This window comes from Kingella kingae, assembly GCF_900475905.1.
Lineage (GTDB): Bacteria > Pseudomonadota > Gammaproteobacteria > Burkholderiales > Neisseriaceae > Kingella > Kingella kingae.
This window is the reverse complement of record NZ_LS483426.1, coordinates 212,661-229,548: the sequence shown is the minus strand read 5'-3', so window position 1 is coordinate 229,548 and position 16,888 is coordinate 212,661. Positions and strand designations below refer to the sequence as shown.

General features: G+C 48.1%; 17 protein-coding genes. 5 read left to right on the top strand and 12 right to left on the bottom strand.

Translation table 11 applies throughout. From position 1 onward, the window contains the following. Positions 1-59 precede the first annotated feature (59 nt). A complete protein-coding gene (locus DQN52_RS01215; RefSeq protein ID WP_032827827.1) occupies positions 60-905 on the bottom strand; it encodes a mechanosensitive ion channel family protein in 846 nt (281 codons plus the stop codon). Between the two features lie 71 nt (positions 906-976). After that, the gene (rlmD, locus tag DQN52_RS01210) at positions 977-2,278 is read right to left on the bottom strand and encodes a 23S rRNA (uracil(1939)-C(5))-methyltransferase RlmD (RefSeq protein WP_003788320.1); all 1,302 of its coding nucleotides are present in this window, start codon (positions 2,276-2,278) and stop codon (positions 977-979) included. Positions 2,279-2,509: 231 nt separating this feature from the next. On the opposite strand from rlmD, the gene DQN52_RS01205 reads away from it, so the two are divergent. Beyond that, positions 2,510-3,421, top strand: coding sequence for a L,D-transpeptidase (locus DQN52_RS01205; protein WP_032827826.1), 912 nt, complete (start codon positions 2,510-2,512; stop codon positions 3,419-3,421). A gap of 106 nt (positions 3,422-3,527) precedes the next feature. Here DQN52_RS01205 and DQN52_RS01200 read toward each other — a convergent pair whose 3' ends face one another. From DQN52_RS01200 to DQN52_RS01190, 3 genes are all read right to left on the bottom strand, one after another. Continuing rightward, positions 3,528-4,442 carry a MetQ/NlpA family ABC transporter substrate-binding protein gene (locus DQN52_RS01200; protein ID WP_003791714.1) on the bottom strand — a complete coding sequence of 305 codons (915 nt, stop codon included), beginning with the start codon at positions 4,440-4,442 and terminating at the stop codon, positions 3,528-3,530. Between the two features lie 375 nt (positions 4,443-4,817). After that, the gene (gene pcnB / locus DQN52_RS01195; protein WP_032827859.1) at positions 4,818-6,140 is read right to left on the bottom strand and encodes a polynucleotide adenylyltransferase PcnB; all 1,323 of its coding nucleotides are present in this window, start codon (positions 6,138-6,140) and stop codon (positions 4,818-4,820) included. Between the two features lie 193 nt (positions 6,141-6,333). Then, positions 6,334-6,699: a hypothetical protein gene (locus DQN52_RS01190; protein ID WP_396326419.1), complete on the bottom strand. Its 366-nt coding sequence runs from the start codon at positions 6,697-6,699 to the stop codon at positions 6,334-6,336. Between the two features lie 273 nt (positions 6,700-6,972). On the opposite strand from DQN52_RS01190, the gene DQN52_RS01185 reads away from it, so the two are divergent. Both DQN52_RS01185 and DQN52_RS01180 read left to right on the top strand, forming a co-directional pair. Beyond that, entirely contained in the window at positions 6,973-7,452 is a 480-nt protein-coding gene (locus DQN52_RS01185) for an FKBP-type peptidyl-prolyl cis-trans isomerase (protein ID WP_003788307.1), read from the top strand. 185 nt (positions 7,453-7,637) lie between these two features. After that, positions 7,638-8,225 (top strand): Maf family protein, encoded by a 588-nt coding sequence (locus DQN52_RS01180; RefSeq protein WP_003788304.1) that lies wholly within the window; start codon positions 7,638-7,640, stop codon positions 8,223-8,225. A 69-nt stretch (positions 8,226-8,294) separates the two neighbouring features. Here DQN52_RS01180 and DQN52_RS01175 read toward each other — a convergent pair whose 3' ends face one another. From DQN52_RS01175 to DQN52_RS01160, 3 genes are all read right to left on the bottom strand, one after another. Further along, complete coding sequence (locus DQN52_RS01175) at positions 8,295-8,570, bottom strand: hypothetical protein (RefSeq protein ID WP_003788302.1); 276 nt, start codon at positions 8,568-8,570, stop codon at positions 8,295-8,297. 193 nt (positions 8,571-8,763) lie between these two features. Beyond that, positions 8,764-9,135 (bottom strand): Co2+/Mg2+ efflux protein ApaG, encoded by a 372-nt coding sequence (apaG, locus tag DQN52_RS01165; protein WP_003788301.1) that lies wholly within the window; start codon positions 9,133-9,135, stop codon positions 8,764-8,766. Beyond that, positions 9,135-9,635, bottom strand: coding sequence for a phosphatidylglycerophosphatase A family protein (locus DQN52_RS01160; protein ID WP_003788299.1), 501 nt, complete (start codon positions 9,633-9,635; stop codon positions 9,135-9,137). The genes apaG and DQN52_RS01160 overlap by 1 nt, the downstream gene beginning before the upstream one ends. Before the next feature lie 59 nt (positions 9,636-9,694). On the opposite strand from DQN52_RS01160, the gene DQN52_RS10870 reads away from it, so the two are divergent. Both DQN52_RS10870 and DQN52_RS01150 read left to right on the top strand, forming a co-directional pair. Beyond that, the gene (locus tag DQN52_RS10870) at positions 9,695-9,913 is read left to right on the top strand and encodes a hypothetical protein (protein WP_155114358.1); all 219 of its coding nucleotides are present in this window, start codon (positions 9,695-9,697) and stop codon (positions 9,911-9,913) included. After that, positions 9,910-10,260, top strand: coding sequence for a hypothetical protein (locus DQN52_RS01150; RefSeq protein ID WP_231954160.1), 351 nt, complete (start codon positions 9,910-9,912; stop codon positions 10,258-10,260). The genes DQN52_RS10870 and DQN52_RS01150 overlap by 4 nt, the downstream gene beginning before the upstream one ends. A 409-nt stretch (positions 10,261-10,669) precedes the next feature. Here the strand turns inward: DQN52_RS01150 and DQN52_RS01140 are convergent, their stop codons facing one another. The 4 genes from DQN52_RS01140 to DQN52_RS01130 form a co-directional block, all read right to left on the bottom strand. Next, positions 10,670-11,200, bottom strand: coding sequence for an REP-associated tyrosine transposase (locus DQN52_RS01140; RefSeq protein ID WP_003788294.1), 531 nt, complete (start codon positions 11,198-11,200; stop codon positions 10,670-10,672). A 283-nt stretch (positions 11,201-11,483) separates the two neighbouring features. Then, positions 11,484-12,143 carry a hypothetical protein gene (locus DQN52_RS10865; RefSeq protein WP_003788290.1) on the bottom strand — a complete coding sequence of 220 codons (660 nt, stop codon included), beginning with the start codon at positions 12,141-12,143 and terminating at the stop codon, positions 11,484-11,486. Positions 12,144-12,189: 46 nt separating this feature from the next. Continuing rightward, on the bottom strand, positions 12,190-15,024 hold the full coding sequence (gene uvrA / locus DQN52_RS01135; RefSeq protein ID WP_003788289.1) for an excinuclease ABC subunit UvrA: 2,835 nt from the start codon (positions 15,022-15,024) through the stop codon (positions 12,190-12,192). 169 nt (positions 15,025-15,193) lie between these two features. Beyond that, positions 15,194-16,729 (bottom strand): ABC transporter permease, encoded by a 1,536-nt coding sequence (locus DQN52_RS01130; RefSeq protein ID WP_003788286.1) that lies wholly within the window; start codon positions 16,727-16,729, stop codon positions 15,194-15,196. Positions 16,730-16,888 lie beyond the last annotated feature (159 nt).

Genomic DNA, 16,888 nt, shown 5'->3' with positions numbered 1-16,888 from the left:
AGTTTAATGAAACAAAGTGCAGGCTGCTTTTGCGCGATTTCAAAAGCAGCCTGCACTTTTTATGACAAATTAGCACGATTAAGCAAGCGATATTGCACGCGAATAAACTCGTCCAGCACCGCTTGTTGCGTTTCCAGCCGTTTGTTTACGGGCGATGCAAACCGAATGACCAAGCGATACACTTTGTCGTCAAACGGAACGCGGCTAATGCGAGCGCGTGCGGCTGGTGTGATAAACAGTTGCTGCACTTGCAAGGCTTCCAAATAGTCGGCGATTTGCTCGGCATATGGCTCGCAATGCTGGTTGAGTACGTTCATTAAATTCGGCACGATTTCGTCTGAATCCAGCGTAATCGGCACGGGAATGTCAAACGTATGCACGACATATTGTCCAAAAATATTGTCGCGATGCACCACATGGCTCAATAGCAAACTATTGGGGAATGATAGCGTTTTGCCTGATAGCTGCCCCAGTAGTGGGTTTGGGCCAATTTCCATCATCAAGGTGTTGAACAAATTGATGTCTATTACCCTGCCGCGAAAATGGTGGATTTCAATGTAATCGCCCACCGAATATTGTTTGGTGGTAATGCGGATTAGGCTGCCCGATAGGCACATAATCAATTCTTTGGTGGCGACGACGGTTGCCGCTGCCAACGCAACCATAGACAGCGCGAAGGTTTGAATCTGGCTCGCCCAAATCAGGAATAATGTTAATAGAATCAAAAATAAAGTAACGTTGCGGCTAAACACCAACACGCGGCGTTTGGCTTCAATCTCCCAATCGGCATGACGGCGCAAATATAGGCGCAACAGCATGGAACGCGCTGCCAACAAGACAGGCGGCAATACCAGCGTATAAACCCATTCGCGTGGCAGGGGAATGTTTTGCAGCAAATCTATCATATGAAAATCCTTTAAATTGAAGTGCAGGCTGCTTTTTTTGTGTGATTTTAAAAGCAGCCTGCACATTTAAATCACCCATTTAAATCAAACACCGCCATCGCTTCCACATGCGCCGTGTGCGGAAACAAATTCATAATTCCAGCCGCGCTAAACCGATAGCCCTTGCCCACCAGCACCGCCGCATCTCGCGCAAACGTAGCAGGGTTGCACGACACATACACAATCCGCTTGGGCAAATACGGCGCATGCAAAGCCTGCACCACCGCATACGCCCCTGCGCGTGGCGGGTCAAGCAGCATTTTGTCAAAATAACCCAGTTGTTCAATGGTTTGTGGCGTGGTGTCAAACAAATCCGCTGTAGAAAATTCAATATTGTGCAAACCGTTTTGTTGCGCGTTGTGCGTGGCGCGTTGCGTTAAAAAGTCCGCGCCTTCTATGCCGATGACTTGTGCGCCGCTGCGTGCAATCGGCAGCGTAAAGTTGCCCAATCCGCAAAATAAATCGGCAATGCGTTCGTGTGCTTGCGGTTGCAGCAGGCGTATGGCGCGAGAGACCATGACTTCGTTCATCGGCAAGTTAATCTGCGTGAAATCGCCCACGCGAAACGGCATGTGTAAGCCAAATTCGGGCAGCGCGTAGCTCAATTCGGGCGCGGTTTTTGGGGCGATGGCTTGTGCTGGGCGTTTACCAATTTGCTGCCAAATTTGCCATTTGCCTTGCGATTGCAGGCTGCTTTGCATTTGGGCGACTTCGTTGGCTGGCAAAGGCTTATCGGCAGCAATGTTCAACACCGTGATGTGGTCGCCAGCCAAAATATCCACATGCTGCATACGAATTTTGGGCGCAGCACGATGAATCGCTTGCAAACCAGCGCGAATCGTGTGCAGGCTGCTTGAAATGCGTTCGGGCAGCACCGCGCATTGCGAAATTGGCACGATTTTTTTGCTGCGTTTGGCTTGATAACCGATTTGCACTTCGCCAGCCCAATCCAGCGAAATCGCCAAGCGCGTGCGGCTGCGATAATGCCACGCCGAGCCGTAGATTGGCGGCAATAATTGTTCGGGCTGCACTTTGCCGATGCGTTGCAGTTGTTCTTCAAACACGCGCTGTTTTGCCGCCACTTGTGCGCTAAATTCCAAGTGTTGCAGGGCGCAGCCGCCGCAATTGCCATAATGTGGACACGCTGGTTCGCGGCGATAGGGCGATGACTGCACAATGCGTTGCGCGTGGGCAAGGGCAAAACTGCCTTTGTCTTGCATGATGGCGATGTCGGCGACTTCCAACGGCAGCGCGTTTTCCACAAAAATCGTTTTGCCGTCCACACGCGCCACACCGCGCCCTTCGTAGTCAAGAGAATGAATAATGGTTTGCATAGTTGGGTATTCGTGAGTTGATTAAAATAAAAATGAGACAAGGCGACAACGACCGCAGTGTACGATAAGTACATAAGGTCGTTGGCAACGCAGTATCATTGCCATTTTAATTAACGATAGTTGTTTTTTTACAACCGTTGCAGGCTGCTTTGATAAGGTGGCGACTATTTTCGCATAATTCAAAAAGCAATTCAGGTATGATGCAGTTTTTGTTTTGCTGACTTTATGATTATGAAAAAAATGATGTTTGCCGCACTAGCCTGCTCTTGGGCATGGGCGCACGCTGCACAAATCATTCCCGTTCCTGATGTTGCCCCCGATGCCGAAGGGCAATATGTCGTGATTAACGTCCCACAACAACGCCTGTTTTTGTACAACAACGGACGTTTGCAAAAAGTCTATCCTGTTGCCGTGGGCAAAGCGATGACGCAAACCAATTTGGGCGAGCATCGCATTGGCGCAAAAGCGTTTAATCCCACTTGGCACATTCCACTTTCTATTCAACGTGAACGTGGCGACGGTGTCAAAACCGTGCCACCTGGCCCAAGCAATCCGCTAGGCCCAGTGTTTGTGCGTATGGGTGACCCAAAACTCGGCTTGGGCATTCATGGTACAAGCAATCCTGGCAGCGTACCAGGTGTGGCGAGCCACGGTTGTGTTCGCATGAAATCGCCCGATGCGCTGGAATTTGCGCGTACCATTCGCACAGGCTCAACCGCATTGGTGAGCTACGAAATGGCAGCGTTGAATCAAGATGGCGCAGGCAATTTGTGGCTTGCCGCATTCAAAGACCCGTATCGCAAAAACAATTTGCGCGTTAATGCTTTAAAACAAAGCATTCAAGCATGGGTGCAAGCACACGGCAAAACCATTGCCGCCAGCAAAATCGACGCCATTGTGAAAGCACGCGCAGGCAAACCTGTTTGCTTAACGTGTGGCACAGGGCAAAATCGCATTCAGGGCGATTTGATTTCTGTGGCTTGGAACAGCGGTTCGCACGAATTGACGTTGGCAAAAGGCGCACGTTCTAGCGTTGAGTTGGTAAAAGATGAAGTGTTGCCAGACGGTGCGGAAATTGAAATTGATGCTGATGACACGTCAATTACGTTGCCGCAATTTAAGGCTTCTTCGGTGTTTGATTAGCCGCAAGGTGTGCCGTTGAATCCGACTAATCCATAACATAAACAAGACAGAGCAGCCTGCACTTTTTGTTGATTGAAAAGTGCAGGCTGCTTTTTAATCGCCCAAATTATTTCGCGCCAGATGCAGTAGATGCGGCAGATGCTTCTGCTTTGGCATTGGCAACGCTGCCTTCGCCCCAAGCGGCTGGGAATTTGTAGCCCACAAATTTGGTGTGAGCATACGATTTAAATTCGTCCGAATTGTAGGCATCGGTAACGTCTTTAACCCATTGGCTGTCTTTGTCGGCGGTGCGCACGGCTGACCAGTTCACATACGCAAAACTTGGCTCTTGGAACAGCGTTTCGGTCAATTTCATGCCGCTAGACATCGCATAGTTGCCGTTCACAATCGCAAAATCTACGTCTTGACGGCTGCGTGGCAAGTTCGCCGCTTCCATTTCTACCAGTTGGATATTTTTGGTGTTTTCAGCAATGTCGGCTTTGCTGGCTTTGAGTGGGTCAATGCCGTCTTTCAATTTAATCCAGCCCAAATCGTTGAGCATAACCAAAGCGCGAGCAAAGTTAGACGGGTCGTTTGGCACAGACACGCTCACGCCGTCTTTTACTTGGTCAAGCGCGGTCAATTTGCCGCCATACATACCCAAAGGTGCGGTCGGTACTTGGAATGCTTCTACCAAATCCAATTTGTGTTCGGCTTTGAAGCTGTCCAAATAAGGCTTGTGTTGGAACACATTGATGTCAATCGCGTTTTCCGCCAAGGCTTTGTTAGGCGTAACGTAGTCTGGGTATTCGGTTACGGTTACTTTGTAGCCTTTTTTCTCCAAAATCGCTTGAATGCTTTCGCGTACTTGGTCGCCAAAATCGCCTGGGGTAACGCCAAAGCGGATTTCAGTTTTTTCTACCACAGGTGCTGCGCCTGCTTGGCTGCCTGCGGCTGGGGCTGCGGCTTCTTTTTGTCCGCCACAAGCCGACAATGCCAAAGCAATCACGCCTGCTAACGATAATTTGAATGCTGTATTCATTTGATTCTCCATAAAAATAAATGGGCTAGTGTAGATTAGCCCTGAATATTATTAGGGTGTGTTGATATGTGTAATTGTATATAGTGAATTAAGTTTAGATTAGTACAGCGTTGCCAACTCCCTTATGTACTAGATGTACACGGCAGTTGTTGTTGCCTTGTCCTAATCTAAATTTAATCCACTATATTAATCATATCAACACGCCTTACCACTACGCAAAATGTTAAGTTGCTTTTAGTGTGCCAAAGTTAAAGCAAAACGCGCATTCTTTCAAGAATCAAGCGATAGATTTTTGGGGTTAAATCTACGGCACTTCGTAGAACGAGCGTTGCTTTTAAAATTGAAAAAAGCAGCCTGCACTTTTATTCGCCCGATTTATTCCGCTGTTTTGGGCTTTTTCTTACGCGGTTTGCGCTTGCGTTTTTTGCTGCTACCAGCCGTATTGTCGGGCGCGGTGTTTGCCATTTCTTGTCGTTCGTCTTTGCCAGCACGTTGGAATCGCGTCCACCAATCGGCTAATTCGTGCAGGCTGCTTTGCGATTGGGCGCGAAGTAGCAAAAAGTCATACGCGGCACGAAAGCGAACTTGCGCCAACAAGCGAAACGGTCGTCCACCACGGCGGTTTTCAAAATGCGGTTGCAGCAGCCAAATTTCGCGCATGGTTGCCGAAAAGCGTTGTGGCACGCCCCAGCCGTGTTCCATTTCATCGCGCAATTGGTTTACCGCAGCCATCATGGCGGCAACTGTGCCTTTGCCGTACGCCAATTCTTTTTGCCAATAGATATTTAATTCGTCCCAAAACAAAGCCGCCAAAATGAAGCCCACCGACACGGATTGTCCGTTGCGTAATCGTTCATCGGTTTGCTGCAAGGCGGGGACGCACATGTGCAGGCTGCCTGCTTGACTGGCGTGCAACATGGCGGTGAGCATGGGGTGAATCGGGATATTTTGTATGCCCAACACATGAAATTGCTGCAAACAGCCCGAAGCGTTGCCCGAAAACAAAATTTTCATCAATTCGTCAAACAGGCGCGACACGGGTTCTTTGCGTAACAAAACCACGCATTCGGCAAGTGGCGCGGCGGTGTTGGCCTCCACTTCAAAGCTCAGTTTGCCAGCCAGCCGAATGGCGCGGAGAATGCGCACAGGGTCTTCCATATAACGCGCTTTTGGGTCGCCAATCATAACCAAACGCCGCGCCTGAATGTCGTTTACGCCTTGATGAAAATCTAGTACTTCTTGGCGAAAAATGTCGTAATACAGCGCGTTGCAAGTGAAATCGCGACGATGCGCGTCTTGCTCCACCGTGCCATAGGCAACGTCTTGCATAATGCGTCCATCGGCATTTTGTTTGACTTTGCCACCGCTGCGAAAGGTGCTGACTTCAATCGTGTCGCGCCCAATCATCACATGAACAATCGGGAAACGTCGCCCAATCACGCGACTGCGTTTAAACAGACGATACACTTGTTCGGGCGTGGCGTTGGTGGCAACGTCAAAGTCTTTCGGTTCAACGCCCAGCAGCAAATCGCGCACCGCACCGCCCACCAAATAGGCTTCAAAACCTGCTTGATGCAAATCGCGCAATACTTTTTCGGCAGCGTGATGCACAGGCAACACCAAATGATGTCGCGCCACCGCATCGGCACGTCGTTTGCGCCGTTTGGGTAGCATATTGTCTAACCATTTTTTTAACATCGTTTTATGGATACTTTCTGTATGGTGCACGGTCAAAAACCAGCTTTGCAAAGCAGCCTGCAATCAAACCGCTTTGCAAAGGTTTCTGCGCGTACACTTTTAACTGTTCAAATAAAAATTTTAGGGCTGAATACAAAGTGTATTCAGCCCTAATGCTCAATGCAAGCGCATCAAGCGATTGTGTTGATGCTGATTATTTTGCAACCGCAGAAGCAGCAGACGCAGCAACTGCTTCAACAGTAGAAGCAGCTTCTTCAGCCGTAGCTTGTACAGTAGAAGCAGCTTCAGTCATCGCAGCTTGTGCAGAAGAAGCCGCTTCAGTCATAGAAGCTTCAGCCGCAGATGCAGCAGACGCAGTTTCAGCCACAACGGCAGAAGCAGCAGATGCAACCGCTTGTTGAGTTTGAACCGTTTTTTCGCCGCCGCAAGCAGCAACGAACAAAGATAATAAAGCAGCAACAGCCAATGATTTTTTCATGATTTTTAAACCTTGTAAGTTATGTTGTAGAAATAAAAAAATGACAACTGTTTTTCGTTTTATTATCAAAACAACAGTCATCGGTAGCAGAACTTTGTAATTCTGCACGAAATTTTTTTTGAATGCAATTGCTACTTTGTGTTTGTTGCGCTATTTTATCAAAAAACAAATCAAACAACTGATTATAAATGTTATTTTTTTATTTGCACCTATCAAAAAAAGCATTTTTTCTGAACTTTATCATGTAAGGCTAAATGGTTGAATTAACAAAAAACATACATCAAAAAAATGGCGTTATGTTACAATCCTTGCCCTTGCAGCCAAGGCTGTCCATTTGAAACGAAGGATATTTTTATGAGCATTAAAAAGAACTCTGTGGTGACTTTGCACTACGAAATGTTTGATGCAGACAACAATTTGCTAGACAAAACCGTTGAGCCGATTGAATATTTGCACGGCGGCTATGACGGCATTTTCCCTTTGGTGGAAGAAGCCTTGCACGAGAAAAACGTGGGCGACACGGTGGACGTGTTGATGCAGCCCGATGACGCATTTGGCGAACAAGAGCCAGAATTGGTGCGTATTGAAGATTTGTCGGTGTTCCCTGTGGAAGTAGAACCTGGCATGATGTTTGAAGCGGACGACCCTGAACACGGCGGCATCATTATTTATCGCGTGACTGACGTGGCGGACGGCAAAGCGGTGGTGGACGGCAATCACCCATTTGCAGGCATGAAAATCCGCTTTAAAGCGACTGTGGAAGCGGTGCGCGATGCAACTGCGGAAGAAATCGCGCATGGCCATAGCCATGGGGCGCATGGTCATCATCACTAAATTAATAGTTGATTAAAATGGCAACGATACTGCGTTGCCAATGTACTTATTGTACACGGCGGGCGTTGTCGCCTTGTCTCGTTTTTATTTAAATCAACTATATAAAAAATAAGTGCAGGCTGCTTTTTGAGCGATTCAAAAGCAGCCTGCACTTTTTATCACGCAAATAAACAAAAGGATTTTTTATGACTACGCTGATTTTGGCATCGGGCAGCCCACGCCGCCGCGAGATTTTGGAAAACTTGGGCTACACCGTGTGCAGGCTGCCTGCGGATATTGACGAAACGCCACGCCACAACGAATCGCCCCACGATTATGTCTTGCGTTTGGCGTGTGAAAAAAATCGCACCATTGCTGCCACGCGCCAAGATTTGCCGATTGTGAGCGCAGACACCAGCGTGGTGTTGAGCAATGAAATCTTGGGTAAACCCGAATCGACCGAACACGCTGAACAAATGCTGCTGCAATTATCGGGCAAGGCGCACCAAGTTTTGACAGGCGTTTGTGTGTCGTGGCAAGGCAAAGAATTGAGCGTGGTGCAGGCAAACGAAGTATTCTTTAAGCCATTGAGTACACAAGAAATTCGCCAATATATTGCCACAGGCGAGCCAATGGATAAAGCGGGGGCGTATGGCATTCAGGGTTTGGCGAGCGTGTTTATTTCGCATTTGTTGGGCAGTTTTTCGGGCATAATGGGCTTGCCTGTGTTTGAAACGGTGCAGATGTTGCGAGAGTGTGGCGTGGGTTTGCCTGCGTTGGATTGCGCAATTTGAGTGAGGAATAAAAAGCAGCCTGCACTTTAAATCAACAAAAAGTGCAGGCTGCTTTATCATTTGCGCGAATTATTTGGCTTTTTTAGCCGCTTGTTTTTCCAATACAGTAAAGCGATTGACTAAATGGTTGTGCAACAAATCGCGTTTTTCCCAAAAAAAGGTTTGGAATTTAGCAAGCGAATAGATTTTTTGTACCATTTTTGGGAAGCCGCCGTGCAACATGGTGGCGATTTGTGCGCTATGGCTTTCGGTGTCCATCGCGTCTTTTAGGCTCAAATTGTGTTGCGCCAAATATTCATCTACTTGTTTTTTCGCGTAGTTGTTGATTTCAAATTGGTTAATCATGTTTGTTTCCTTTGGTTGGTTACATAAAGATAAAGTTAATCTAGCTAATTGCGTGCCAGCTTATAGTGAAGTGAAATAAAAATGAGACAAGGCGATAACGCTCGCCGTGTGCAAATAGCACATAAGAGCGTTATCAACGCAGTATCATTGCAATTTCACTTCACTATTAAAAGCAGCCTGCATCTTATGATGATTACTGCGGCAAAATATCCGACTTCAATTCAAAGCGCGGAATCACCACTTCGATGCGTCCGCCCCAGCTCGTTTCAAATTCGTATTGCCCTTCCATGCTACCCCAAGGCGTGTCGAGCTGTGTGCCGCTTTGGTATTCAAAACAATCGCCCGAATACAAAGTCGGCTGTTCGCCCACTACGCCTACGCCGTGTACATTTTCTATGTTGCCACAAGCGTCGGTAATTTTCCATGTTCGGGTGCGGAGCGTGATGATTTCATCGCTGCGGTTTTCAATCTTAATTTTGTAGGAAAACGCAAATCGGCTTTGTATGATGTCGCTGTCGGCGGCGCGATATTGCGGTGTAACGTGAATCAAAATATTGTGTTCCATTAGCTTATCCAAATGATGATGTACAAGACGATAATCGTCATGATGGCGGCGATGATGTCGTCTAGCATCACGCCCAATCCGCCGTGTACTTTTTGGTCAAACCAACGAATCGGCGGTGGTTTTAGCGCGTCAAATAGGCGGAACACGATAAACGCTAAACTCCAACAGCCCAAGCCTTGCGGAATGCACGCTAATATCAACATCATGGCGACGATTTCGTCCCACACAATGCCGCTGTAATCGTGTGTGCCGAGTGCTTGTTCGGCTTGATTGCAAATCCAGATGCCCAGCGCAAATAGAGGTAGGCACAATAAGCCCAATGCCAGCTTGCTCATGCCTGAGCCGAGCAGTAAACCTGCAATAAACAAGGCGGGCAATGTGCCAAATGTGCCTGGGGCTTTGGGGGCGAGTCCTGTGCCAAAGCCAAAGGCGACAAAGCACACGGGGCGTTGCCATAGCCATGCGAAAGTGGGTTGAATGGTGGGTGGGATTTTGGTCATGATGTAGATGAAAGAGTGATTAGATTGTGAGAAATGCTACGAATATGCGGAATGATACCATGCATAAAGAAAAATACGACGGTTTGAGTGCAGGCTGCTTGAAAAATCATGCGCCTTTGATTACTGCCTTAATCCGTACCATTTCACGCACAAACGCCGCTAATTTTGCAGGTAAATCCGCGTTTAATTTGCCAATCAATGCGAAAGTGTCGGTTTTGTCGTCAGCGGCAAGCCCGAATCGGTGGCGCGCGCGTGCGGCGTGTTGTCGGACACGGTGAAAGACGAAAATGGCCAAACGCCCGAAAACCTGCTGTGGCGGCTGGACGTGGAAGTCGGCTTCCACCACCCCGCCATGCTGCCCGCCGTAGCGCAAACAGCCGAATGGGCGGCCGCCTGCGGTTTGGATGCGGAACAGGCGCGCAGCATCGCACACAATATTCTGATGGATCCGGTGGACTGGATGGCTGAATGCCGCAGCATGGCCACGCTGGGCGTGCGGCGGATTTTGGAAATCGGCCCCTCCGGCGGCGTGGCCATGCTGACGCAGGCCGTGCTGGACGGGGAAGAGATTGAAGTGCTGGATGTTTCCGGCGCGGAAGGCAAGGCGGCGTTGTTTGGCAGATAACGGCGGCTTCTGATTTTTGAAACTGCGGTTGCCGTGAAGTTAAGAAAAGGCTACCTGAAAAATATTCGGCTTTGTTGAGTCGGATATTTTTCAGGTAGCCTTTATTGATAGGATATTTTAATGGCCGCTTGCCGAAAACGAAGCTTCAACGAAGTTGAAAAGCAGCCTGCACATTGGTTTGTTTTAGGTGGGTGGTTTGGGGATTGACGGATAGGCCATATTGGTATTTGAGGCCGTCTGAAAAGTGGCAGCTTCAACGAAAGTAAATTTGAAAACGGCAAAACGTCAATTAAGCAACCGCGTGCGTGCGTATCGCACACACCCTACGCGTTGATTTTGAAGTTCCTCATGAATCATGGGTAGGGTGTGTGGCGCAGCCACGCACGCAGTGGGTAGTTTTTTATAGCATTCACTCCCCAAAACTCATTACCGCCGTTTCTTTTGTTCCGCCCCAATCCAACGGCAGCCATCCATCCCGTACATAACGGTGAAATGACGAAAACGCCCAATCGCGGACATTGCCACACAATCCATGTTTGACGGGATTGAAATGGATATAGTCCGTGCAACGTTGCAAATCCGTTTCGTCACGCATGGTGTGTTCATAAAAACGCCGTTGCCAAATACCGCGTTCGTGCCGCCGCTGTTTGCTGGCAGACAGGTTTTCGGCATGAGGGAAATGTGCGGAGAATTTGGTTTTAATCAGCCGCCAGCGCAGGGAATAATCCGCATCGTCGGGCGGCAGCGTCCAAATGGCATGAATGTGGTTCGGCAGCACGCATACGGCGACGGTTTCAAAGGGATATTGTTTTTGCACATCCACATAAGCCGCACGCAATAAGTCGATATGTTCGACAAGCAGGCGCGATTTTGGGTTGGCAAGTTTGACGGTGAAAAAGAATGTGCCGCCGGCAATGAAGTTTCTGCGATAACGCGCCATGGGATTTTTGCTTGTGGTTTGGGTGTTGGAGAAGGGATGGTTTATTGTTTAAGGTTTTAACTTCGTTGAAGCTGATGTTTTCAGACGACCTTTGAGGTCGTCTGAAATTGCTAGCTTCAACGAAGTTAAAAGTTGAAACGGCAAATCGTTAATCAAGCAACCGCGTGCGTGCGTACCGCACACACCCTACACGTTGGTTTTGAAGTTCCGAGTGATTCAACGGTAGGGTGTGTGGCGCAGCCACGCACGCGGTGAGTTGGGTATGCTGGCTACGGCTTGCTAGCTACGATTGCTTGTGTTCATCATCTATTGAAATAAAAGATACCATTTTATTTTCTTTATTATTTTTCATTAGATTATTCAAGTTTTCGACGAGAGAGTTTTTCTTACTTTCGTATGGCGTTAAATAATCAGAAATAAAAGCTATTAACAGTAAAACTATGAATGTTGCTAAAATAGTCATTATTAATAAAAAAACCGTATTATCAAAATTTTTGTCGGTAAATAAATAGTTTTTTCTCGTCGCAATAGTATTTTCTGATGTTACAAGCAATTCATTATCCAGTGAATAATCAGAAAATGGAGCACCACCTAAAAAGAGTAGTTGTATCTCTCCTTTTTCTTTTTGTCTCAAATTAGGAATAGTAATTTCAATTTTTTTATCAATAATCATCATTGATGTGTTAGAAAAAGAAGATTTCATTTTAATATTCTCTTGATCTTCTTTTGTAGGAAGAAAAAAACCAGGAATAATTATATGAATATCTTTTTCTATTTGTGATGAATTATTTTCAATATTGATGGATAAAATGGAAGCTAGTCTATCGTAGTTATTAAAAGAGTATTCATATTTTATATTGCCAGAATTAATCCAGCTTATAATAAAAGTTGCAGCTACTGTTGTTAGTATCCCTACAATCAAACCAATAATATGATTTTTCATAATATTTCTTTCCAATCAAATTTAACAAGCATTGATTATTCAATTACTAATTGAATTCAAAAAAAACCTTCAAATACTTCCCAGTATAACTCCCCTTAACCTTCGCCACCTGTTCAGGGCTACCTTCCGCAATAATCCTCCCACCGCCATCACCGCCTTCCGGCCCCAAATCCACAATCCAATCCGCAGTTTTAATCACATCCAGATTATGCTCGATAATCACTATCGAGTTGCCTTTGCCTTTCAGACGGCCTATGACTTGCAGCAGCAGGGCAATGTCGGCGAAATGCAGACCTGTGGTCGGTTCGTCCAAAATATACAGCGTGCGTCCTGTGTCGCGTTTGGATAATTCTAGGGCGAGTTTCACACGTTGTGCTTCGCCACCCGATAGCGTGGTCGCGGATTGTCCCAAACGGATATAGCCTAATCCCACGTCTTGCAAGGTTTGTAATTTTCGGGCAATGGTCGGCACATTTTCAAAAAATTCAAAGGCTTCTTCTACCGTCATCGCCAAAACTTCGTGAATGTTTTTGCCTTTGTATTGCACTTCCAGCGTTTCGCGGTTGTAGCGTTTGCCGTGGCAGACTTCGCAAGGGACGTACACATCGGGCAGAAAGTGCATTTCTACTTTAATCACGCCGTCGCCTTGACACGCTTCGCAGCGTCCGCCTTTGACGTTGAACGAAAACCGCCCCACGCTGTAACCACGTTCACGCGACAATGGCACACCTGCGAACAATTCGCGGATTGGCGTAAACAAGCCTGTATAAGTGGCTGGGTTGGAACGCGGTGTTCTGCCGATGGGCGATTGGTCAACGGTAATCACTTTGTCCAAATGTTCCAAGCCGTGAATGCTGTCGTAGGGGGCTGGTTCTTCGTGGGCGCGGTTGAGCTCGCGGTGGGCGATTTTGGCGAGCGTGTCGTTAATCAGCGTGGATTTGCCGCTGCCTGAAACGCCTGTTACGCAAGTGATTAAGCCCAAAGGCAATTCTAGCGTTACATTTTTCAAATTATTGCCGCTTGCGCCTTTCAGAACGAGCATTCTGTCGGGATTAACAGGCGTTCTTTCAGACGGCACAGGAATGGATTGTTTGCCGCTTAAATATTGTCCCGTCAATGAATTTTCATCTTTCGCTACGATTTCGGGGCTGCCTGAAACAATCACGCTGCCGCCGTGTTCGCCTGCGCCTACGCCCATATCCACGACAAAATCGGCGTGGCGGATTGCGTCTTCATCGTGTTCAACCACAATCACGCTGTTACCCAAATCGCGCAATCTTTTCAATGTCATCAATAATCTATCGTTGTCGCGTTGGTGCAAACCGATTGACGGCTCGTCCAAAACGTACATCACGCCTGTCAAGCCCGAACCGATTTGGCTGGCTAGGCGAATGCGTTGGGCTTCACCGCCTGACAGCGTTTCGGCGGAACGGCTCAAATTCAAATAATCCAAACCCACGTTAATCAAAAAGCCCAAGCGTTCCATGATTTCTTTTAGGATTTTTTCGGCAATTTGGGCTTTGTTACCGTCTAATTGCAGGTTTTCAAAAAACGCAAGTGTTTGATTTAATGGCAATGCGGAAATATCGTGCAAGGCTTGTCCGCCGACTAAAACGTGTCGCGCTTCTTTACGCAAACGCGCACCGCCGCAGCTTGGGCAGGCGCGGTGGTTTTGGTATTCGCGCAATTTGTCGCGCACGGTTTCGCTGTCGGTTTCGCGATAACGGCGTTCCAAATTTGGCATAATGCCTTCAAATGCGTGTTCGCGTTCAAATGTGCCGCCTTTTTCGGATAAGTATTTGAATGGAATAATTTCTTTTCCTGAACCATTCAAAATGATTTTTTGGATTTTTTCAGGCAGCATTTCCCAAGGGGTTTCCACGTCAAAACCATAATGTTTGGCAAGCGATTGAATCATTTGAAAATAAAATTGATTGCGTTTGTCCCAGCCATCAATCGCGCCAGCCGAGAGCGATAATTCGGGGTGTGCGACTACTCGTTCTGCGTCAAAAAAATCGGTGCTGCCCAAACCGTCGCAGGTTTGGCACGAACCTAATGGATTGTTAAAACTGAATAAACGCGGTTCAAGTTCGGGTAAACTGTACGAGCAAACAGGGCAAGCGAATCGCGCCGAAAACCAATGTTCCACGCCCGAATCCATTTCTAACGCCAAAGCACGTTCATCGCCGTGTCGCAGCGCGGTTTCAAAACTTTCCGCCAATCGCTGTTGAATATCATCGCGCACTTTCACGCGGTCAATCACAACATCAATATTGTGTTTGATGTTTTTTTCCAATTTTGGCACGTCTTCAATGGCGTAAATTTTGCCGTCCACACGCACACGCGCAAAACCTTGTGCTTGTAAATCCATAAATAAATCAACAAATTCGCCTTTGCGGTTAACCACCGCAGGGGCTAAAATCATCACGCGCGTGTCTTCAGGCAGCCTGCACATCGCGTCCACCATTTGCGACACGGTTTGGCTGGCAAGCGGTTGATGATGTTCTGGGCAATACGGCGTGCCGACACGCGCATACAAAAGGCGCAAATAATCATGGATTTCCGTAACCGTGCCGACTGTGGAACGCGGATTGTGGGACGTGGATTTTTGCTCAATGGAAATGGCTGGCGACAAGCCTTCAATCAAATCCACATCGGGTTTATCCATCATCTGCAAAAATTGACGCGCGTAGGCGGACAGGCTTTCCACATAACGGCGTTGCCCTTCGGCGTACAGCGTATCAAACGCCAGCGAAGATTTGCCGCTGCCTGAAAGCCCCGTAATCACAACAAGTTGGTGTCGGGGAATGTCTAGGTCAATGTTTTTGAGATTGTGGGTGCGTGCGCCACGAATGCGAATGAAGTCGTTGTTTTGAGCCATGATTTGAGTTGCCTGAAAAATAAAAATGAACTGCGTATTTTAGCATTGTTTGGTTGATGTATTGCAGGCTGCTTTTTATAGAATGGATTGATGTGGCGTGATTGTAGGGCGTGATGATGAAAAGCAGCCTGCACTTTAAATCAACCAAAAAAATGCAGGCTGCTTTTGTTTAGTCCGCTACCGATTTCTTGCGCGATTCCTGCGTATCCAACAACACAAAAACCAGCGTTGCCAACGTCATCAACAACAAAGTCAGCACCATCGCTTTGCCGTAATTGTTGTTACCGACTTTGCTCAAATAGTAGTAAATCAGCGTGGTGAGCGTTTGCCATTCGGGGCGCGATAAAAAGAGCGTGGCGGCAAATTCGCCTATGCTGGTGGCAGCGGCAAAGGTCAAACCGCGCCGTAATGCAGGGCGCAGCAGCGGCAAGGTAATGTGCCACAGCGTTTGGATTGGGCTTGCGCCAAACACTTGTGCGGCTTGGAAATAGCGATGGGGCAGTGCGTCCCATGTTGCCAAAACGTCTTTGGTAACAAAAGGATAGGCGAGCAATACATACAGCGCAAGCAGCAAGTGCAGGCTGCCTGCGTGTTGTGGATATGCCAGCAGCGCGCCAAACGATAAACACACGGGCGAAATCATAAACGGTAAAAATGTGATGCTGCGAAACAGCGGTATGGCGCGAGCGGCTGCGGCGTGGAGTATGCCTAATACGGCTGTACCAAATAGCGCAATGGTGGAAAATCGCAGCGTGTTCCACAGTGCGGAAAGTGTGTCTTCGTGCCATAACACGCGCCACGCGCTGCCTGCTTGGGTGGCTTGCACCACAATCGCCAGCAAGGGTAGGACGCAACACGCGGTCAGCAAGAATAGGGTGTAGCCGAGCAGGATTTTGTGGTGCAGGCTGCTTGGACTTTGCGCGGCAATCGGGCGAATGTCGGCGGCGTGGGTTTGGCGACTGAACCATGCGTTGAGCAAACCTGCGGCGGTGGTGGCAAACAGCACCAGCCAAACCAATACGCTGGCGCGTTCCAAGTCCAGTTCGTGTGCGATTAGGCGGTAGATTTCTACTTCGGCGGTGGCGTATTGTTGTCCGCCCAGCAGCAATGCCAAGCCGAAGCCAGAAAAGCAGTATAGAAAAATCAAGCAGCCTGCACTTGCGAGCCATGGGCGCAACACGGGCAGTTCAACGTGCCAAAATTGTTGCCAAGCGTTTGCGCCCAGCGTTTTGGCGGCAGCGATGCGATTGGCTGGCACGGCGAGCAAGCCTTGGTAGGCAGAACGAATCAGCACAGGCAAATTGAAGAAAATATTGCCATAGAGCAGTAATACGGCGGTGTCTTGCCAACCGCGCCACAGCAGTCCTTTTTCGCCAAACAATGCCAACACGCCCATGCCTGCGACCAAAGTCGGCATAATAAACGGCAACATCAATAGGCTTAAAATCAATGCTTTACCTGAAAACTGCAATCGCGCCAACGCCCACGCGCAGGGCAAACCGAGCAGCAAGGTCAGCAAGACGGTGCAGGCTGCTTGCGTGGCTGTCCAGAGAATGCGCTGGCGGTAGTAGCTGTCGTGCAGCATTTCTAGCCACAGGGGCGAGCCGCCATAATCCAGCATTTTCCACAGCGGAATAGCGGTGAGTAGGCACAAAAAAGCGGCGGGAATGGCCGCGAGCAGCAGGGCGCGGAGTAGGTGGGGCATGGTTTGGATTGGGCGATGAAAAATTGGGCATTATAATAAAAGAACAAAGTAGCCTGCACTTTTTGTTTGCTTACAAAAGTGCAGGCTGCTTTTTTCGCGTGATTTATAGTGGATTAAATTCAACCTAGGACAAGGCGACAACGACCGCCGTGTACAGCT